A 19,727-nucleotide genomic window follows, 5' to 3' on the forward strand; every position below is an offset into this window, starting at 1 on the left:
GCTCCCCGGTTCCAGTCACTCGCCGTCGTTCCCAACCAGGGTCCGGTCGCCGCCCTCACCGTCCAGGTCCGGCCCGCCGGCCACCCTGGTGTTCGCCGGAACCACGGTGCACTGCAACGGCTCCGCCCAGGCTCAGGCATCCCAGACCTTCACCATCCGTCCCTAAGTTGGTCGATACGGCCCATGGGTCGCGAGGTCACGGCCAGCCGACCCCCGGTACGCCGACCTCGGTGATGAGCACTTGACCGGTGCCGGGCGTCACCGTCTGGGACTCGGTGATGCCCCGCCATTCAGCGGCCGTGATGAACGGCCTCGTCCCGGCGGGTCCGCCCAAGGCGTAGGCGAAGCCGCCCCGGTCCAGCTCGCGCTGCCGCCCGAGAGGCGTACACGTACGCGTGCCGCGCGACTGGCGCGAGCGGCTCGTCATGTGGCGCTTCGGCTTCCACGGCATCTCCTGGGCGTACGTCTCCGCCGTGCGGGCCCCGTGTTCACGCATAGGTCTGGTGCACGTACTCGTTGAACCGAGAGCTCTGGACCTGGGGGGAGAGCCCGATCAGCGGCCGGTCGCTGCCGGTATTGCGGGTCGCGGTGGCGCCGACGACCGCGCCGGCGGCCAGGAGCCGGCCTTCGGCCTGCAGCAGCAGGTTGTGCTGGATGTGCTCGTCGCCAAGCTCGTCGATCCTCGCCTGATCCAGCTCGCCGGCCCTGGCGCCGCGGCTGAGCAGTACCAGCTGGTAGGTGTCCAGCGCGAAACCGACCTCGGGACCGGGCTGAGGCGAGGTGGGCTCGTCCACGGCCAGCGACTGTCCGGTCTCCAGCACCGTCTTGAGTCCGCTGAGGACGAACATCCAGCCCGAGCCGGCCACGTTGGCCGCGGTCTTCGGCGCACCCTCGAGGCGGTCGTGGGTCAGGGTCAGCTGGCAGTATCCACCCTCCCGCGCTTCGACCTCCCAGGTCACCCGGCTCGGCTGCTCCGCCGCCAGCTCCTCGTCGAACAATGAGCGCCACTCGTGCACCAGGCGGTGCGGCGGGTCGTACTCGAACACCGGCCCGTCGCCCCACACCGCACCGTCCGGGCCGTGCGAGCGGTGCCGGGCCGCGGTGTTCTCGATCCGGGCGCCATGGAAGTACCGGGCGGTCAGCTCCGGAATGGTGATCGCCTTCCAGACCTGCTCCGGGCTGGCCTTGATGAACACCGGATACACCTGCGTCGTGCTCATGCCTGGTTCTCCTGCCTTGGTCGTGAGCAGTACCTGATTGACGCTAACGTAAGTCTCGGCTAACGTTAGCGTCTCCTGACAGATGCGGAAAGGGGCGGTCATGGGATTGCCGGTCGCGTTCTTCGAGGTGCTCAGCTCTGACCACGAGCGGGCGCAGACGTTCTACCAGGCTCTGTTCGATTGGCAGGTCGCCGCCGACCCGGCGATGGGCGGCTACGGCCTGGTGGACACCGCGGCCGGCGAGCACGCCATCGGTGGCGGCATCGGGCCGTCGACGCAGCCCGGCGACTCGGGCGTGAAGATCTACGTCCGGGTCGACGACCTGGACGCGTACTTGGACCGCGCGGAGGCGCTCGGCGGTAAGCGGCTGGTGCCTCCGACGGATCTGCCCGGCGACTTCGGCCGGTTCGCGATCTTCACCGACCCGGACGGGAACCAGGTCGGTTTGTGGGCGTGACCGAACACGATCCGGCCGGGCAGGCGTTGCACGCGCTCGTGGAGCCGCGCCGTCGCGCCATCCTGCGGCTGGTCGCCCGGGAGGAGTTGGCCGCCGGCGAGATCGCCGCGGCGTTCGAGGTGAGCCGTACCGCGGTCAGCCAGCATCTGACCGTGTTGAAGCACGCGGGCCTGCTCACCGAACGCCGGGTGGGCACGCGGCGGCTGTACCGGGCCCGTCCGGAAGGCCTGGCCGGGCTGCGCGCGTTCCTCGACGAGATGTGGTCCGACGCGCTGGACACCGCCCGCCGGCTGGTCGAGGCTGATCGTGGCCTCTCCGACGAGGAGGTGAACCGTGCCGGCTGACAAGCGACCGCCACGCAGGCCCGTCCGACCCGCCGCCCCGCTGGCCGCTCGCGCCGCGGCGCTTCGGCGACCACCGGTGCGGCACCGACCGCGACAACCGCACCGGCAGGACGCACGATGACCGCTCCCACTGAACCACCGGTCACCCCGCTGCGGCGGCCACCGGTACGCCAGGCCACCCTGGTACGCAGCGACATCGACCACACCTTCGAGGTGTTCGTCGCCGCGATCGGCGCGTGGTGGCCGGTGCAGCCGTTCTCCGCCGGGCGCGACCAGGTCCGCGACGTCACCTTCGAACAGCGGGTGGGCGGCCGGGTCTACGAGACCTGGCAGGACGGCACCGTGGCGGTGTGGGGGGAACTGCTCATCTGGGAGCCACCGCACCGGTTCGCGATGACCTGGACCGGCACCCCCGCACCGACCGAGGTCGAGCTGACCTTCACCGCGCTCGGCCCGGCACTGACCAGAGTCGCCGTGGAACACCGCGGCTGGGAAGCCCTCAGCGAGGCCCAGCTCGCGCAGGACTGCGCCCTGCCCGGCGGCTACACCGGCGGCGCCTACCGCGACGGCTGGGCCACCATTCTCGCCCGCCTCGCCGCCGCGGCCGAGGCGCCACCTTCCTAGCCCGGGAGACCCCGATGAGCTTGTTTCTGTATAAATTCGTCCCCCACCGGCCGGACTTCCCCGCCACCATGACCGACACCGAAGCGGCGGTCATGGGCGCGCACGTCGCCTACTGGCAGGCGCTCGCCGACAAGGACATCACCGTCGCGTTCGGTCCGGTCGCCGATCCGGGCGGCTCCTGGGGCGTCGCCATCGTCGAGGCGGCAACCGAGGACGAGGTACACGCGATCCGCGCGGCCGACCCCGTCGTCACCTCAGATCTCGGCCCTGTCTGCATCTACCCGATGCCCAACGCGATCACCCGGCGGTCATAGCCCCATCCAACCCGCATGATCGCGGCGTGACCCGCGAGGTCCACGATGACCAGACCACCGTCCGGCGGCTCGAAACTGATCGCTCCGGCTCGTTTCCCACCGTCCCCCGATCACGAATGGTGTGGGATTTCTCGGGGTGTTGGGACCATCCGGCCGGAATTGAACGCTTAGGCTCCCACTGCAGGTCAGACGCTGATGGGATGGCGTTGCTGCGCTAGTCGATCTCGGTTTGGGTGTACCGGCGGGTAGGTGATCGTTGATCTCATACCGTCACGATTCATGTCGTTTCAGTACTTGTCTGAGGATCAGCGGACCCGGTACCGGCCACCAAGGCCGCCAAGCGGCCCGTGTATCCGATCGACGAACTCGTATACGTCGAGGAGATCAAGGCCGTCACGGTCAAGATCGAAGACAGCGTCGCACCCACCGTGCTGATCACCGGTGTCGCCGGCGGCACCACCTACGGCGACAGCCTGGACCTGGAGATCGCCTGGGAGGCCATCGACTCCGGGTCCAGGGTGAAGTCCGTGACCGGCACGCTGGATGGCGAGCCGGTCATGTCCGGCACGGTCCAGTCGCTGTACAAGCTGGCCCTGGGCGAGCACACGCTCACCGTCACCGCCGTCGACAACACCGGCAACCAGACCGTGCAGACGGTGAAGTTCTCCATCGAGACCTCGACCGACGACATCTCCGCGCTGATCGACCGCTTCGAGGCCGCTGGGAAGCTCAACGGCACCGGCGCCGCGAAGCTGCAGGAAAGGATCGCCAAGGTGATGGTGTCCGAGGACAAGGGAAGAGAGCGGGACAAGAAGAAGCTCGAGCGCTTCGTCGAGACCGTCAACGACCCGAAGATCGTCTCAGACGCTCAGGTCAGGACCCTGCTCCTACGTGACCTCGACGCGCTGATCGCCGAGAACGGCGGCACGCCCGAGAGCTGACCAGAGCGGGGCCACGGCCCCGGACCAGGGGTGCTGGGCGACCATGTGGAAACCCGGCACCTCACTGGATCCCCGGCCAGGGGGCCCCGCCACACGCGCTGCGGGCACCCGCCTCGCCGCGCCGGCGGGTGGAAGGTCGCCATGACCGCGACCAAGCCCGCCAAGGCAGTGCTCAGTCACCGTCCGCACGCTGGAATGGATTCAGGCAGGACGGAACGGTGGTCGTCCAGCCCGACAAGTGCGCCTTCAGCGGGCCGTCTTTCCTCGATCATTGGACGCCCACGGTCACAGACGGGCTTGATCCGGAGGACCCGAGGTGCTAGGTCCGCCTGGGCGAGGCAGGAGGGGTGATCAGCGGCTGCGGCTTGCCGAGAGCGCCGAACCGGCGCGACGGCTGGAGTGCCGGTGTGACGTGGGGTTCAGCCGGAACCGGCCCGGATGCGGTGCGTCGGCCAGCAGCCCGGCTTCGATCAGCGCGTCGACGGCGGCCTCGGCGTCGGCCGATCCGAGTCCGGCGATGTCCGCCGCGACCGTGACCGGGTGGTCCCCGGGTGGCAGCAGCGCGAGCCGGCGGAACAGGCGGCGCGCCTGCGGGCGGAGCCGACGGTGGGTCTCGTCCAGGATGGCACCGGACGCCGGGGACGCATCGCCCGGTAGCGGGTCGAGCGGGCACCACCGGGCGCCGAACAGGCCGGCCAGACCGCTCCGGGTGGTAACGATCACCAGCCAGCCGGCGGAGGCCGGCAGGAGCGGGCGGACCTGGTCCTCAGCGACGGCGTCGTCGAGGACCAGCACGCCGCGGCGCCTGGCCATCACGGCCCGCAGCAGGTTCGTGCGCTCCAGAACGGGCCACGGCATGCGGGATTCGGGTACGCCGAGCGCGTGCAGCAGGTGGCCGAGAGCCGTGCCAGGCGCGACCGCCAGCCGGGACCTGCCCCGTAGGTCGAGTAGGAGACCCTGGGCCCCGTGCGCGGCGACCACCCGGTCGGCGGCCCGGATCGCCAACCGGGTCTTGCCGGCCCCGGCCGGCCCGCAGATCACCACCACTGCCGGGCTGACGCACCACCCGTCCGCCGTCATCGCGGCCGCGGCCACCTCGTCGAGCATCGCCAGCTCACCGTTACGACCGGTGAAAGGTTCAGTGTCGACGGTCAACCCAAGGGCCACCGCGCCGCCCGTTGCCGCGCCGCCCGTTGCCTCGGCGAGCGGGGTCAGCTGGCGGGTCGCCTCCGGGCCGAGGGCTGCCACCAGGCGCCTGATGGTCAGCTGATGCGGCGTCACCTGGCCGCGTTCCAGGTTGCCGACTGTCCGTGGCGACAACCCGGCGGCCTCGGCGAGCTGTTCCTGCGTCATCCCCGCAGACCGTCGTAGTGCCACGAGCGTCGCCGGGAGGCCCGGCTCGGCTTCGTCCGCGCGTACCGTCATCGCTGGTCCTTTCGCGCGCGCGTCGGCTGACGACAATGATGATCGACACATCCGTCAACGGTGCACACCCACGGCACGGCGTCAGGCAGTTATGTCGACAGAGGCTGGAGTGAGCATGTCTGATCTCGATGAACCGGACGCGTTGGCGACGTTGCTGCGGCGTTACCGGCAGGTCACCGGCCTGAGCCAGCGTCAGCTCGCCGAATCGGCGGGCCTCGGTGAGCGGACCGTGCGTGACCTGGAACGGGGTCGGGTCGCGCGGCCGCAGCAGGCCACCATCGACTGCGTGGCCGATGCGCTGGGGCTGGGGCCAGCCGACCGAGCGCTGCTACGCCGGAGCATGGCGAACCGGCGCGGCGGCGCGGCGGCGGGCAACGGCCCGCTGTCCCGCGACTCGGATCCTGCCCCCGCCCCGAACCCGGCCAGTGGTCCGGTCGCGAGCGCGGCCAGGATTCCCGACGTTCTCGCTGGGATCGCCCACTGGCCGGCGCGCGTGCCGCTGCCGGCGGATCCGCCGGATTTCAGCGGGCGCGACGCTGAGCTGCACGAGCTGGCCCGCCACCTGGGGAACACCGGAGCGACGACCGTTGTGTACGGGCCGCCCGGTATCGGCAAGACGAGCGTGATCGTGCGTGCGGCCCGGCTGCCGGCCGCCACGCTCCCGGACGGCGTGTTCTTCGTCGATCTGCGCGGGACCGCCGACCGTGCCACGAGCGTGCGCGGTGCGCTCGCGCAACTGCTCACCGATCTCGGCATGGACCGCCGCCGGATGCCCGGCGGCCTCGCCGAGCGCCGGGCGCGCTACCTGGAGCGGGTCGCCGACCGCGGCGCGGTCCTGGTCCTGGACAACGCACTGGACGCCGAGCAGGTGCGCCCGTTGCTGCCGGTCGGCGGCGACTGGCGCGTGCTGATCTCCAGCCGCCGACAGCTCGCCGACCTGACCGGGGTACAGCGCCTGCGGCTCGGCGGGCTGTCCGACGAGGACGCCCGGCACCTGCTCGTCGAGATGGTCCATCCGGCGCGGCTGGCGGCCGACCCCGACGCCACCGACGAGCTCATCCAGATCTGCGGCGGCCTGCCGCTGGCCTTACGGATCGCGGGCAGCCGGCTGGCCAGCCGGCCGGGGTGGACCGTCGGCGGGCTGATGGACCGGTTGCGGGACACCCACCGGCGCCTCGATGGCCTGTACGCCGGCGACGTCGAGGTGCGGGCCGCGTTCACCGTGTCGTACCGGCAGCTCGCGCCGGCGCCGCAGGCCGCGCTTCGCCGGCTCGCGTTGCTGCCCTGGCGCGCGTACAACGTCTCCGCCGTGGCCGACGTGCTGGACGCCGATCCGGAGACGGCCACCGCCGTACACGCCGGGATCGCCGAGGCCGGGCTGCTCACGCCGACAGCGGTCGACGGTCAGTTCCGGCTGCATGACCTGCTCGTCCTGTTCGGCCAGGAGCGGGTACGCGACGAGGACGGCCCGGCTGAACGGGAGGCCGCGCTGGAGCGGGTGCGCAGCCGACTGCTGGCGACGGCGGTGGTCGCCGCATCCTGGTTCCCCAGCAGCCGCAAGCCGCTCATGCCGTACCCGTTTCCCCAGCCGCGGCAGGTGTTCGACTCGGCCCGCGCGGCGCTCGACTGGTTCGAGGCGGAGCGGGACGCGATCGCCTGGGCGGTCCGGCGGACGGCGGAGCAGCACCGCGCCGAGGAGATCGTCGCCGCGGTCGAGGCCGTGCGGGGGCTGGCCGACCGGCACCACCACCTCGCGGCGTGGCACGAGCTGTTCCGGCTCGCGGTCTACGCGGCGCGGGAGCTGGACAGTCCGGCGCTGGAGGCCAACCTCCGCAACGCGCTCGGCTTCGCGCTCAAGTACCAGGCCCGGCGCCCGGAGGAGGCGTTGCCCGAGCACGAACAGGCCAGGCGGCTGTACGCCGAGATCGGCGACCGGCCCGGGCACGCCTGGAGCACGCTGTACACCGTCGGGGCGCTGCACCGTTCCGGCCGGCTGCCGGAGGCCCTGGACCGGGCGCGGCTCGCGGCGACGATGTTCGCCGAGATCGTCGACGAGGCTGGCGCGGCGATCGCCGCCTACGCGATCGGTGACATCCTGCGTGATATGGGCCGCCCGGCCGAGGCGGCCCAGGTGCATCGGCGTGGGCTGGCCGAGCTCGCGGATCCGGCGGGCCGTCATCGAGTGCGGGCCGGCATGATCGGGTACCGCCTCGGTTTGGACCTGGCGGCCGCCGGCGACCTGGCCGGCGCGGTCGAGGTGCTCGACCGCGCGCTGGCGGCGTTTCGCGCGGAGCACCATCCCACTGGCATCGCCGAGTGCCTGGGGGCGCTGAGCGAGGTGCTGGCCCGCCTCGGCAGTCCCAGGGCTGTCGCTGTGGGAACCGAGGCCGTCCGGGTCTGCGACGAGTTCGGCGACCTGCCCCGCCAGGCGCAGGCGTGGTACGCGCTGGGTCTGGCGGCACGGGCCGAGGGCCGGATGGATGATCATTCGCGGTGCTGGGAGCGGGCCCGGGCGCTGTGCGAAGCGACCGATGTGGAGGGCCGCCGGCTGGCCGAGAAGCTCGCGCAGGGGTGACGCGGTCTGCCGGACGGTGAGCGCCGCGCACCGCCGGTGCTCGGCGTGGTCGCCGTTTCTGCCGGTGCCATTTCCTGGTGCGCGGGTGCCGGGTCGCATTGGCTGTTCGCTGGGGGAAGAACGCTCGACGCTTGGCGCGGTTCATCGCGCCGTCGCTGCTTCTCCTGGTCCTTTTCCGTATCGCAGTGAGGAGAGTGACGTGCGTCCAAATGGGACGTGCCAGACGGCCCTCGACGGTGGTCGCGGGCCCGAAGGTGACACCTTGACATCGAGACTCCGGTCCGCCGTCCGGCAACCGCGCCGTATTGTCGCGCGCGCCATAATGGCAGTGATCATGGTCGCCGGGGGCGCGCTCGTCGGCGCCGCCACCGTGTCCGCTCCCGCCCTCGCGGTCGCGGGCGGCACCGCCGCGGTTCCACCGCTGATCTGCACCGGCGACGGCGCCAGCGGCAACCGCGTCCAGATCGTCTACGCCTACGAGGACACCAACAACCTCAGCCTCCGCGAGGCGGCCATCCGGCAGACGATCTGGGAGGCTCAGCAGAACATCAACGACAGTGCCCGGCGCGACGGCGGGCGCCGGTTTCTCAATGTCGTGCATGACGGCAGCTGCCACGCCATCATCGACACGGTCCAGGTGCCGGTCGGCGAGACGGACACGGGGAAGCTCGTCTGGCTCAACGACCTGGGCCTCAACGCCAGTAACCGCATCTACCTGGTGTTCGCTGAGGAGACCGAGGAATTCGGCCGCTCCTGGAACGACAACGTCGGGCACGACGGCACGCCCGGCACGGGCAACCTGCACAACAGCAGGGCCAGCTGGATCTTCATCGGCATGGGCTCGGTGAACGGCCACGACGTGACCCACGAGCTGGCGCACGCGCTGAGCGGCGTGTCGCCCGACGCGCCGAACTACGACGGCGACTACCACTGCACCGACGGTTACGAGACGCTCTGCCAGCCCGTGACCGGGGCGGTGTGCCCGGACCCGATCTCCATCCGTTACCTCGACTGCAACGGCGACGACTACTTCTCGTTGAATCCGACCGGCAGCTGGCTGCCGACACACTTCAACGCGGCGTTGCACAGCCTCTACCTGACGGCCGGCTCGCCGGTCACGCCGCCCCTCACCGACCCCTTCCCGCTGCCTCCCCAGTACCTCAGGGCGGTGGACATCCAGGGCACGTCGATCGCCTTCAACTTCCGCCGGCCGGGCGACACCGCTGGCATCACCGCGTACGAGATCCTGCGTAACGGCGTGCTGGTGGCCACCGTCCCGGCGAGCGAGTGGCGCTCCACGGCACGGGTGGACGGGCTGCCGCCCAGCACCACGGCGTTCTACACCGTTCGGTCCCGGGTCACCGTCGGCGGGACGAGCCGCTACTCGACCGGGTCGCAAGGGCTCACCGTCACCACGATCACCGGTTCCACCGAGGCGGGTGACGTCGCGCCGGGTGCCGTCATGCTGCTCTCCAACGAGAACGTCCAACCCGACGGAGACTACCCGGGCGCGTACCAGACGATGGACAACAACACCGCGGGGCCCACGGAAGAGGACGCCTGGACCAAGCAGTATCCCCGCGCCGAGACCGCCTCCCAGCAGTGGGAGCTGACGTCCGCAACCGGGGGCTCCTACACGCTGCGCAGCATGCACGGCGGCAAGTGCCTCTCGGTGTACGAAAGCTCCACCTCGGCGGGCGCCTACATCGTGCAGAGCACCTGCACCGCCGCGGCGAACCAGCGGTGGACGTTCATGCCGGTCATCGGTCTCACCTACCAGCTCAGGAACGCCAACTCGAACATGTGCATCCAGTCCGAGAACCTCAGCCCGGACATGGAAGCGGCCCTGGTGCAGGGCACCTGCTCCAGCAGCGAGCCGAGCCAGCGGTGGACCGTGCACCAGATGGGCTGACGATGAGGCGCGGCGGCGACCCAGCCCCGGCAGGGTCGCCGTCCCGCACGGGGGACGGCCGGCTCCCCGACGAACTACATCCTCGACGCCGGCCTACACCCCGCACCGTCGTCTGACCCGGCACAGGGCTCGACGGACGCCTGCGCGTCCGTCGAGCCCTCGTGCGCGTCGTCCGCCCGGGCATTGCGTACCAGTCCTTCGACGTTCCCGACGAGCGGGGGCTTGAAGATGGGTTTGACCATGTCATCGACAGTGACGGTGACCCCGTGGATGAGTGCTTCGAACACCACCTTGCGCGCCACTACTGCTCCGTTTGTGAGGATTTGTCGGATCCGGTTGCGGATCGTGGCGGCTGATCTAGCTCATCGTCGGTGGGACAGCCAGGTCCGCCATCAGAACCGCCGAGGACCTGGCCGCCGTACTCGCCTGGGACGTCGGTGACCCGGGCTGGTGGTCCACCTCTCTGGGCCAGGCCATCGCCCGCAGCGTCGGACATCCGACCGCCGAAGTCGTCTCCTACAGCGTGGCGGGAAGCATGCTCGGAATCAGCAATCAGCGAGTCGGCACGCTCGCCGCCGCCCGGAAGCTGGACAAGAACCCGGACGGCGGGATCAGCGACAACGATCGATCCCGGACTGCTGGCCACCTACGGGTGGCATGTGACGTTGTTACTACGCCCGATTCGTCGCCCACGCTCTCGACACCATTCCGGTGCCCCCGGTGAGGCCTCGCGCTCTTTCGTCTTTCGCGGGGGTGGTGGCTGATCTACGGTTGTCTCGACCGGAGGTGTGCATGCCTGAAGTGGGTTCGCTGCGCCGGGAGGATCCGAGGCAGCTGGGGAAGTACCGGATCGAGGGACTGCTGGCCGACACTGGTGTCTACGCGGCCAGAACGGCCTCGGGGGACCGGGTCGCGGTCAAGGTGTTCCGGTCGGAATCGGCCCAGATTCTGGGCGAGATCCAGAAGGTACGCCTCCCGGACGCCTACCACACCACCCAGATCATCGACGCCGGAGTGGCGGACGGCCTGCCGTTCATCGTCATGGAGTACGTGGACGGCGACACGCTGGAGCGCGCGATCGCCCTGGGTGGGCCGCTACGCGGCACGGCGCTGCATCGGCTGGCCATCTCGACGATGACCGCGCTGGTGGCCATCCATCAGGCCGGCGCGCCGCATGGCGCGTTCGGGCCGGACAACATCCTGCTCGGACCGGACGGGCCCAGGGCGATCAACACCGGTGTCGCCCGGGCGCGGGCCACCACCGCGTCCCAGGAGGCCCGGAGCGAAACCCGCAGCGTGGCCCACCAGGCCTACCAGGCGCCCGAGCGGCTCGCCGGGGAGCCGCCCGGACCCGCGGCGGACATGTTCGCCTGGGCGTCGACGATGGTGTTCGCCGCGACCGGGCGGGCGCCCTTTGAGGGCGGCTCGATGTCGGCGACGACGAACCGTATCCTGCGGGAGGATCCCGATGTGGGGATGCTGGATGAGCACCTGCGCGCAGTGGTCGCGGACTGCCTCGCCAAGGATCCCCGACAGCGGCCGTCGGCGGGCGAGGTTCTGCTGAAGCTGGTGGGGCACTCCCTGCTCACGGCGGCGCCCGGTGAGCTCGCCGCAGCGGTCCCCGCATCCGGCGCGGCGCCGGTCGGCCGTCGGTCGTGGCGGTTGGCGGCGCTGGCCGTCGCGGGCGGGCTGGCCATTGCCGTTGCCGCGGCCGGCACGGTGTACGCGCTGCGGCCCCGGCCCTCCACGCTCGTCGCGTCGGCCGCCACACCGACGCCGTCGGTGGTGACGCTGGCGGCCTCGCCCACGCCATCACCACCGCCGCCGCCGACCGGACGCGTGGTCGTCCCCGGTGTGGCGGCGACCCTGTATGAGAACCCCGCCGATCCGGTGCGCGTCGCCGCCTACCGCATCCGCGCGACCACCTACCTCCGTACTCCCGGCAGCGACCAATTCCGGGCGATCGACGAGAAGGCGGAGGAGATGGCGGCCTCACCTGACGGGTCGTGGCTGGCCCTGCTCGACTCCGGCACACTCACCGTGATCAACCGGACAAGCGGCGAGAAGTTCACCGTCGCGGTCGGCTCGGCCAGGCGTCCGACCTGGACCAGGGACGGTCGGCGGCTGCTGCTCACCGCGCCCCAGCGCGCGGCTGTCGACGCGTACGGGCTGCCGCTGCCCTCGGGATTCACGATCATCGACGTCACCACCCGCAAGGCCACGACGGTCGACACCGACGAGGAAAACGTCACCGAGGTCCGCTTCACGGTCGGCTGCTCCTCGCTGGGCACCTTCAGCACTCGCTTCACCGAGCTGGTTGGTGTGCCGCCCAGCCTCTACCGGCGCCAGTCAGCGCGCGTGACGGCGGGGATACCGCCGTACGTGGCGAAACAGGTGACCAGACCGATCAGGAATCGAGAAGCCCGGGTCACCGAGCCGCAACTAGCGTGGCCGCCATGGACATCACCATTCACACGACCTTCCTTCCGCATGACGACCCGGACGCCTCCCTTGCCTTCTGGCGCGACACCCTTGGCTTCGAGGTCCGCAACGACGTCGGAAGCGGCAAGATGCGCTGGATCACGGTCGGCCCCGCCGACCAGCCCGGCACGTCCATCCTCCTCGGGCCGCCGACCGTCGACCCCGGCATCACCGAGGACGAGCGCCGCACCATCGTCGAGATGAGGGCCAAGGGCACCTACGGCTGGATCAGCCTGGCCACCGCCGACCTCGATGGCACCTTCGACCGGCTGGAGGCCCGTGACGCCGAGGTCGTCCAGGAGCGACCGAGCAGCCGTACGGGGTACGCGACTGCGCCGTCCGTGGTCCCGCCGGAAGCCTGATCCGCATCCAAGAGCTCCGCTGAGCCGTCCGGCGATCGCAGCCATGAACTGCACAGACGCCTACCGTGAGGTACCGGGACGAGATCTCCCATCCACGGCTTCATCGCCGCCGACCTCGCCGCCGCCACGCCGCTGAGGCCGGCCGTGGAGGCGTTGTGGGGTGGCAGCTCCGGTGTCGTACGGGTACCGGACAGGAGGCCTGGAAAGCCGCGGCGTCGACAAGGCATGGACTTCGGACTGAATCGACGCATCGCAACCGACGAACGCCATGCGGACAGCCACGTCGCGCCACGAGCAAGCAGCGGACCCAGGACTGGCGCCTCGACCCCAGCTGCGCTGGGCCAAGCGGCTGCCAGCGCCCGATAGCCAGACGCTGGCCCGCTCCAAGACCCCGATCGACCGGCTTATCGCCCGCCGCAACGTCGGTCTGCCCTAACAGACCTTCGGGGGGCGTATGGTTGATCAAACACGGGCAGCGCGGCCACCTGATACCAGTCATGACTCCAGCATGGCGCTTGGCCGCTGATTCACTGTGACCACGTGTCACCAAGATCTTGACCAGGCAAACCTAGGGAGACCGGGACTCCGATTTTTCGAGGCGCGTGGTACCCACCAGCGGCAAGATTTCCCTCAGGTCGAAGGTGTTCGCCAATACTTCCCGGAACCCTCGCAGACCCCGCCGGATCTCGTCGAGCTGTGCGCGTGGCTGCCGAGAGTCCAGATAGGCGCTCAATGCAGTGAAAGTGGCATTCCGGTCCGCTTCGTCGGTCTCCGGGAGCCAGACCTTGTCGAGAGCGATCGCGCTTCCCAGGATTTCACGCCGGATCGAGCCCAAGTCCTCGATTTCCAGCAGAGGCGCCATCGAAACGGTGGTGAGATGTCCGTCCAGGCACACGGCTACCAGCATCCCGATGGCGGATCGCTTATCGCGGACCTTGAGGAGCAGGTCGTAGAAGGCGTCGCCGTCCAGAACCTGGAACTCGGTCTTCCACCGCTCGAACAGCGCCTCAATCTCATAAAGATCATCCGCTTGTGCAGCCAGCAGTTCCTCGATGCGATCGCCCAGCGGTGCGAGGGAGTCGTCAAGAGGTCTGCGCCCGCGCTGGGTCAGCTCGTACAGCCGGACTAAAGCCGTCAACTGGTTGACTATCGCCTCTCCGCGCATCAGCGCCTCGTTGAGGCGGGTATAGAGCATGAACAGCTCTACGGCGATGTTGTTGATCTTTCTCTTGGCACGCCAACTGGTCATGGAAGGGATCGCGCGCGCGGCGAGATCGATGAAGAGCTTCAGCGCTTCGAGCAAGCTGATCCCCCTCCGCGGCCGAGGCTGGGCCGACACTCATCATCCCGCTCAGCCGGATCGCCTCCAAGTGCCGGGCGGCAGAACGGCGCCGTGCTGCGATCACAAGGCCTGCCTGTTGGCCCCGGTGTTGAGCGGAAGGAAGGTCAGCGGCCCGCGACACCTCACGTCGGCAGCAGGGTGTGATCAGTCAGATTTCGTGCTCGGTAACGGTGCAGGGACGTCTCGCAAACCTGGGGGAAGGGGTGCCAGTTTGCACCCCGAGTGGTGCGTCGGCCTGTGCTAATGCCAGGGACGGACTGCCTGCGGCGACGAGCACATGCGTGCGGAAGAAGCCCGACAGTGACTCGCGCGGGCTCTCGCCCTTGTTCAGCTGCCGGGAGACTTCAGATCCAGAAGGGTTGATGCGGCCGACTCAGCAGGCAAGGGTCGCGCCCCTGGCCTGCACCTTTCGTTCGACGGTCAGTGAAACCATCTGCGTTTGCGGCGGAGCCAGTCCGGGAGTGGGCTGTCGGTCATGCGGGCCCACTCCCGTTCCACGTGCCCGGGGTCGGCGCGGTGCGCCTGGCGGAGCAGATCGGCGACCGTCCTGGCCAGCTCGGCCAGGCCGTACCTCTGCGACATCGCCAAGGCGGCGATCAGCGGTGCCGGGGCCTCGGCCGGCCGCTCGCACATGAGCAGTATGTTGCCGTACCCGCACAGGCAGCTCGCCGCCCTCGGCCCGTATTCCTCCGGCAGCTCGACGTACGCGGCGGCGGCCTCGGCGAACAGGGCCAAGCCTGTGTCCTCCTCGCTGGCGCGCAGGTGGACGATCGCCGCCTGGTGCAGGGCCTTGGCGAGGTAGGGTAGGACGCTTGCCGGATCGCCGGGCGTCAGCTCGCGCCAGATCGCCACGCTCTCGCGTACCGGTGCGATGGCGCCCCTGCGGGCGATGCCGGCCTGGTCGGCGTGGCTGAGCGCCAAAGCGTAGGTGTCCAGGGCCTTGGCCAGCTCGACCTGGTGCGCCCCGGGGTCGGCTGCGGCCAGTTCCCTGCGTAACCGTACCGACTCCGCGCCGGGCGCGACGGCGTCCTGGTAGTCCTCGACGTCCAGCAGCAGGCCGCTGAGCCCTTCCAGGGCGTGAGCGAGTTGGTGGACGTGCTCGGGGTGGCCGCCCGCGGCTAGGGCGCGGCGGATCACCACGTTCTCGCGCTGGAGGGCTATGGTCTCGCCATGCCTCCCGAGTGCCTGCAAGGTGGCGACAAGGTTATTGAGCGCCATCGCCAGGTCGAGCGCGTACATCTGTGGCCTGCGCTTGTGTAACTCGCGGAAGGCGTCGGCGGTGGCCACGCAGACGGGCATCGCCTGCGCCAGCCGTCCGCTCAGCAACAGGGTAGCGGCCTGGGTGGACAGCTCCTGAGCCCTGGCACGCAGCTCGTCTTCGGAGGTGTCGCGGAAGGACGTCATGACGGCCACGCTAGATGGTCACTGCTGACGGGCTGGTAACGATGAACCCCCGCGCCTGAGGCGTGATGGTGGCGTGTCGGTGAGGGTGGGTGCCGGTGCCTTGGTGGAGACATATGCGGGCAGTGCGAGGGGCGGGTGAACAGGTTGTCACCTGGGTGGCCGGGATGCGGCTTCGGGGGATCTACGGTCGTCTCTGGTGGGCGAGGGCTTCGACTCTGGTGATCGGCCTGATGTGGCCGCTCATGGTGACCAGGAGCCGGCCGTCACGGGTTCGCACATCGAGATGGTGGACTTGATGCTGGTCTGGACCTTGCCCGACCAGGACGGTTTCGATGCGGCGGGTCACCTCGATCTCGCTCCACAGGTGTGGCTGGAGGTCATCGCCGGAGGCGAGGATCAGCCCCTGCTGAAAGCAGTGGAGCCGTGGCGCGTTGGCGTACTCACGGTGATAGGCGTGGTAGCCGGCCATCGGGAGCACGACGGCCAGAACCAGGAACATGACGCCAAGGGCTTTTACCCAGGGGTTGTACGGGCCCACCGTCAAGCCGATTCCGGGAGCGAGCATGATCGGCACGGCGGCGAGCCCGGCGCAGGCGACACCCGCATCCGCTAACACTTCGGTCAGCACGTGCGGCCCGAAACCGCGCGCATCGGCCAGTTCGGCCACATGCGCTGGTGGAGTCTCCACGCCATGCCCCTGATCATCTGTCCCGATGTCATGATACGCCTGCTGTCGCTGACACCCCTGGCGATGCGCGGCGGCGAGGTCGCGCGTCTGGACTTCGTTGTCGTCATTGCCTCGATGACATCCATGACACGCCTTTGGGGTGGCCCGAAAATAGCAGCGGGCGGGGTATTTACTTCTTCTGGGCTACCAGATACGGTTGAGTTCGCCGATGAACAGATCGTCCGGCCGCCATAGCGGCGTCTGCACCAGACCTGGCTCCACCAACTCGAAATCCCCGAACAGCGCCTCGATCTCCGCTTTCCGCCGGGGTACGGCAGGCGCCTTCGCCCGCACATACGTGGCGGCGACCTGGAGCACCTGCTCCGACCGGAAATCCTGGGTTGGGTGGGAGATCACCAGGAAGCTGCCCGGGGCCATCGCCTTGCGCAGCGGCGCCACGAGATCCTCCGGGTTGCGGTCCGGGATGAACTGCAGCACCGACACCAGCATGATCGCGACAGGCTCCCGGAAGTCGAGAAAGCCCTGCACCTCGGGCCGGGACAAGATCTCGTCCGGGTCGCGCAGGTCGGCGGTGATGACGCGCGTCTCGCCCCGGCCGGGGCCGGCCAGCAATGCCCTGGCGTGCGCGAGCACGATCGGGTCGTTGTCGACGTAAACGACGTGCGCGTCCGGGGCGACCTCCTGCGCCACCTCGTGAACGTTGCGCTGGGTGGGCAGACCGGTGCCGATGTCGAGGAACTGCCGGATACCGGCACCCACCATGAACCGCACCGCACGCTGCATGAACGCCCGGTTCTCGCGGGCGATGTCCCGCAGCTCCGGAGCTACCCGCAGCGATTCTTCCGCGGCCTTACGATCGGCCGCGAAGTTGTCCTTTCCACCCAGGTAGTAGTCGTACATCCGGGCTGGGTGCGCGATGTGAACCTTGAGCTCGACAGGCGCGCTGTCCTCTCTCAACGTGTTCCTCCATCGCGACATGCCGGACAAACGCCTCAACCAGGGCACCGTTTGGGGATCATAACCACAAACGGCGGACTTCCAAGCGCATCGTCATCAATCATTCATCAATCTCACCTGGTATCAACCGATATCATGACTTCTAGCCATTTTGGCCATTTCCTACCACTTTGGGCGATGCTGGCGCTTCCGCACCGAAACAGGGTGGGTATCCCCGCTACCGCAGTTCGGGGGAGCCCCGACCCGGCCCTGGTTTGGCGAGGCGTTCGGCCTGATCGATTCTGCCAGTACTGCAGATAATAATTAGTTATACGCGATAAGATGCTCATGATCACCACCGCTCGCCCCATCGATCGCGACCGGGAAGGAATCCCCCGATGGCCGAACCCGTTCCGCTCGTGCGCCGGACCACCCACCATGGCCGACCGGCTGGCGTGGCTGGAGAGCTCGATCCCATGGCCGACGCCGCCAGGTAGCTGGGCTGGGATGCTCGCGACCTGGAGCGCGTCGCCGCCGAGCAGCACATTCAGCCCGGTCGCTTCGGTCGGTGGGACCGCCTCGACATCGCCCGCCTGGCCGACGACGAGGACCTGGCCGAACGGGTGCGGCGCGCCAAGCTGTTCGACCCCGAGCAGGCGGCGCAGCACCTGAAGGTCCGCCGTCGTGACTTCGACTACGTGGTGGCCGCCGGGTGGGTGGCGTCCGGTCCTGCCGTCGCCCCTGAAGGGCTTCCATCATGCGAGCGCATGCCCTGCTGTCCGACTTCCCCACCGTCACCGCTCTCCGGAGGTCCCCAGATGGGGACCTCCGGAGGCCTGGCCAGGGTGTTTCGTGGCTCTGGTGCAGGTGGTGGGCTCAGCGGATGACGCCGATCCGGTACCTGGACTCGCCGCTGTGGAATTCGTAGTTGCGGGTCACGTGCCCGCGGATGCGGATGCTGCCGAGGTTGTCGTTTGCATCGAGGTCATCGACCTCGATGAGCCTTTGCAGGCTGCCGACCTTGACACACTTGTCCACCTCGACCCGCTGGTCCCGGGCGATCGACACATAGGGCGCGGTCACCGGCCAGATCTTCTTGCCTGTGCCATTCACGATCTTCACTTCGTCACGGCCGTTTTCGCTGACTTCGAGGGCCCTGATGCCGTCGAGGAACACGCCCCCGCCACAGAGGTTGGCGGCGGTGTTGCCGGTCCCTGCTGCGGCCTGGGCGGTCGCCGGGCCCACGAGCGCCACGACGCTGATCGCTGCGGCGGCCAGGCCCACGAAGGTGTGAAGTGGTCGCATTTCTTTTCCTTCCCCGAAGATGTCGCCGTTTGCTTTCTACGGAGTTTCAGAATGTCGAACCGAGCAGCAGAGAAGCTGTTTCGCTTGTCGGCTTCCGTTTACGGATCTCCCGGTTCATCAGATCATCGCCGTTTCCTCCGCAATAGGAACGTTCGCAAGGTGCGAAGGAGCCTTGCAAGAAATCGGGGCGAGATGGGATGGTGGGATGGGTTCCCAGCTGCAACCTGCGGTTTTTGCTGACCTGTTGGGACGCGGGTGGGATGCTGGGAGACGGGGGCAATGCTCAGGTCGTGGGGTCGTTTGGGGTCAAGTTGTGCAATCTCAGGAAACCGACCGGTTCGCCGCCCAGATCCGGGCGCTTAAAGATCGCGCTGGAATCAGCTTCGAAGAGCTGGCCAGGCGGACCGGCATCAGCAGTTCAAGCCTTCACCGCTACTGCTCCGGAACCAAGGTTCCCGCTGGCTACGGCGTAGTTCACACAATCGCCAAGGCCTGTGGCGCGCGAAGCGAGGAACTCCGGGAGCTACATCGACAGTGGGCGCTCGCCGATGCCACACGATCATCAGTGACATCCGACGAACTGCCAGCGGCCGTTCCCGGCGATGACCAGAGCGCGACGTCACCCACGGCTTCCTGGGGTGCACCCGAACCAGCGCGGTGGTCGCACCGTCGCAGCATCACGATCCTGTCGATCGTCTGCCTGACGGCGATCACCGCAAGCGTAATCGCCGTACTGAGAGCCCACCCGCCTGACAACTCGAAGGCCGGGAACGACCCGCCGACGAACGCCAGGGCCGCCATCCCCGTGCGAGTCTTCAACGTCGAGGAACGCTGCCGAAAACGCAGCGACAGGGCCCCGGGCTGCAGCATCGGACTGGCGATCAACCCACGGCTCAACTACGACGCCCACAACGTGGTGAACCACCGCGTCTGGCACAACGACGTATTGGACGCCGACTGCGTCCTTCACGATGGCGACGAGGTCTTCGATGAAATCGGCACCAAAGGCACCCGCTGGTACCGAGTCCGCCTCGGCGACGTACCCGGCGGCCACGCTTGGCTGTCCGGCATCCGCACCCGCGACACTCCGGCGCTGCCGATATGCGCACCATGACGGGTCTTGCCGCGAACCCTTACGCTTCCGAGCTACTCGTCAGCTTATGTTGCCGACTGTCGGAACTCTCAAGGCACCTCAACCTTAGCTGGGAGCCTGTCCGGAAGATCAGGGGCGCCTCAAACACCTTCCACCACGTGCAGGGGATGGCGTCGCTCGCCCTGCGGTTCGACCAGGGATCGCTGGGCGAATCGGCCGAAATTACGAACGGCAGACCAGCAAGCGCAGGGTCTGGGACCTAGTCGCTCAGATGTCCCCCGCACCCCGGGGCCAGCGGTGTCCA

At 68.8% G+C, this 19,727-nt stretch carries 17 protein-coding genes and 2 pseudogenes; 10 read left to right on the forward strand and 9 right to left on the reverse strand.

The window, feature by feature from the left end:
- Positions 1-196: 196 nt before the first annotated feature.
- Together ABGB08_RS33835 and ABGB08_RS33840 are read right to left on the reverse strand one after the other, a co-directional pair.
- Positions 197-496, reverse strand: coding sequence for a hypothetical protein (locus tag ABGB08_RS33835; RefSeq protein ID WP_347598771.1), 300 nt, complete (start codon positions 494-496; stop codon positions 197-199).
- The gene (locus tag ABGB08_RS33840; RefSeq protein WP_347598774.1) at positions 489-1,220 is read right to left on the reverse strand and encodes an SRPBCC domain-containing protein; all 732 of its coding nucleotides are present in this window, start codon (positions 1,218-1,220) and stop codon (positions 489-491) included. The genes ABGB08_RS33835 and ABGB08_RS33840 overlap by 8 nt, the downstream gene beginning before the upstream one ends.
- A 100-nt stretch (positions 1,221-1,320) precedes the next feature.
- On the opposite strand from ABGB08_RS33840, the gene ABGB08_RS33845 reads away from it, so the two are divergent.
- From ABGB08_RS33845 to ABGB08_RS33865, 5 genes are all read left to right on the forward strand, one after another.
- Positions 1,321-1,677, forward strand: coding sequence for a VOC family protein (locus tag ABGB08_RS33845; protein ID WP_347598777.1), 357 nt, complete (start codon positions 1,321-1,323; stop codon positions 1,675-1,677).
- The gene (locus ABGB08_RS33850) at positions 1,674-2,021 is read left to right on the forward strand and encodes a metalloregulator ArsR/SmtB family transcription factor (protein WP_347598780.1); all 348 of its coding nucleotides are present in this window, start codon (positions 1,674-1,676) and stop codon (positions 2,019-2,021) included. The genes ABGB08_RS33845 and ABGB08_RS33850 overlap by 4 nt, the downstream gene beginning before the upstream one ends.
- Positions 2,022-2,138: 117 nt before the next feature.
- Positions 2,139-2,645: an SRPBCC domain-containing protein gene (locus tag ABGB08_RS33855; protein WP_347598783.1), complete on the forward strand. Its 507-nt coding sequence runs from the start codon at positions 2,139-2,141 to the stop codon at positions 2,643-2,645.
- A 14-nt stretch (positions 2,646-2,659) separates the two neighbouring features.
- On the forward strand, positions 2,660-2,959 hold the full coding sequence (locus tag ABGB08_RS33860; RefSeq protein WP_347598786.1) for a YciI family protein: 300 nt from the start codon (positions 2,660-2,662) through the stop codon (positions 2,957-2,959).
- Between the two features lie 347 nt (positions 2,960-3,306).
- Complete coding sequence (locus ABGB08_RS33865; protein WP_347598789.1) at positions 3,307-3,900, forward strand: hypothetical protein; 594 nt, start codon at positions 3,307-3,309, stop codon at positions 3,898-3,900.
- 351 nt (positions 3,901-4,251) lie between these two features.
- Here ABGB08_RS33865 and ABGB08_RS33870 read toward each other — a convergent pair whose 3' ends face one another.
- Positions 4,252-5,325, reverse strand: coding sequence for a helix-turn-helix transcriptional regulator (locus ABGB08_RS33870; protein WP_347598792.1), 1,074 nt, complete (start codon positions 5,323-5,325; stop codon positions 4,252-4,254).
- Positions 5,326-5,440: 115 nt separating this feature from the next.
- Between ABGB08_RS33870 and ABGB08_RS33875 the strand changes: the two genes are divergently transcribed.
- Positions 5,441-7,900 carry a helix-turn-helix domain-containing protein gene (locus tag ABGB08_RS33875; protein WP_347598795.1) on the forward strand — a complete coding sequence of 820 codons (2,460 nt, stop codon included), beginning with the start codon at positions 5,441-5,443 and terminating at the stop codon, positions 7,898-7,900.
- 334 nt (positions 7,901-8,234) lie between these two features.
- Positions 8,235-9,812 carry an RICIN domain-containing protein gene (locus tag ABGB08_RS33880; protein ID WP_347598798.1) on the forward strand — a complete coding sequence of 526 codons (1,578 nt, stop codon included), beginning with the start codon at positions 8,235-8,237 and terminating at the stop codon, positions 9,810-9,812.
- 74 nt (positions 9,813-9,886) lie between these two features.
- On the opposite strand, the gene ABGB08_RS33885 is transcribed toward ABGB08_RS33880, so the two are convergent.
- Complete coding sequence (locus ABGB08_RS33885) at positions 9,887-10,114, reverse strand: hypothetical protein (RefSeq protein WP_347598801.1); 228 nt, start codon at positions 10,112-10,114, stop codon at positions 9,887-9,889.
- 490 nt (positions 10,115-10,604) lie between these two features.
- Between ABGB08_RS33885 and ABGB08_RS33890 the strand changes: the two are divergent.
- Positions 10,605-11,360 (forward strand): annotated as a pseudogene (locus tag ABGB08_RS33890) (serine/threonine-protein kinase); the annotation flags it as partial.
- 908 nt (positions 11,361-12,268) lie between these two features.
- Positions 12,269-12,678: pseudogene (locus tag ABGB08_RS33895) on the forward strand (VOC family protein).
- Between the two features lie 545 nt (positions 12,679-13,223).
- Here the strand turns inward: ABGB08_RS33895 and ABGB08_RS33900 are convergent.
- The 5 genes from ABGB08_RS33900 to ABGB08_RS33920 all read right to left on the reverse strand — a co-directional run bounded on the left by ABGB08_RS33900 (position 13,224) and on the right by ABGB08_RS33920 (position 18,309).
- Positions 13,224-13,958, reverse strand: coding sequence for a hypothetical protein (locus ABGB08_RS33900; protein WP_347598804.1), 735 nt, complete (start codon positions 13,956-13,958; stop codon positions 13,224-13,226).
- A 459-nt stretch (positions 13,959-14,417) separates the two neighbouring features.
- Positions 14,418-15,401 (reverse strand): tetratricopeptide repeat protein, encoded by a 984-nt coding sequence (locus tag ABGB08_RS33905; protein ID WP_347598807.1) that lies wholly within the window; start codon positions 15,399-15,401, stop codon positions 14,418-14,420.
- A 181-nt stretch (positions 15,402-15,582) separates the two neighbouring features.
- Positions 15,583-16,089 carry a hypothetical protein gene (locus ABGB08_RS33910; protein ID WP_347598810.1) on the reverse strand — a complete coding sequence of 169 codons (507 nt, stop codon included), beginning with the start codon at positions 16,087-16,089 and terminating at the stop codon, positions 15,583-15,585.
- A gap of 183 nt (positions 16,090-16,272) precedes the next feature.
- On the reverse strand, positions 16,273-17,046 hold the full coding sequence (locus ABGB08_RS33915; RefSeq protein WP_347598813.1) for an SAM-dependent methyltransferase: 774 nt from the start codon (positions 17,044-17,046) through the stop codon (positions 16,273-16,275).
- Between the two features lie 855 nt (positions 17,047-17,901).
- Positions 17,902-18,309, reverse strand: a complete 408-nt coding sequence (locus ABGB08_RS33920) for a hypothetical protein (RefSeq protein WP_347598816.1) — start codon at positions 18,307-18,309, stop codon at positions 17,902-17,904.
- A gap of 226 nt (positions 18,310-18,535) precedes the next feature.
- On the opposite strand from ABGB08_RS33920, the gene ABGB08_RS33925 reads away from it, so the two are divergent.
- Positions 18,536-19,444, forward strand: coding sequence for a helix-turn-helix transcriptional regulator (locus ABGB08_RS33925; RefSeq protein WP_347598819.1), 909 nt, complete (start codon positions 18,536-18,538; stop codon positions 19,442-19,444).
- Positions 19,445-19,727 lie beyond the last annotated feature (283 nt).

The sequence above is a fragment of the Acrocarpospora sp. B8E8 genome, from assembly GCF_039871605.1.
Lineage (GTDB): Bacteria > Actinomycetota > Actinomycetes > Streptosporangiales > Streptosporangiaceae > Acrocarpospora > Acrocarpospora macrocephala.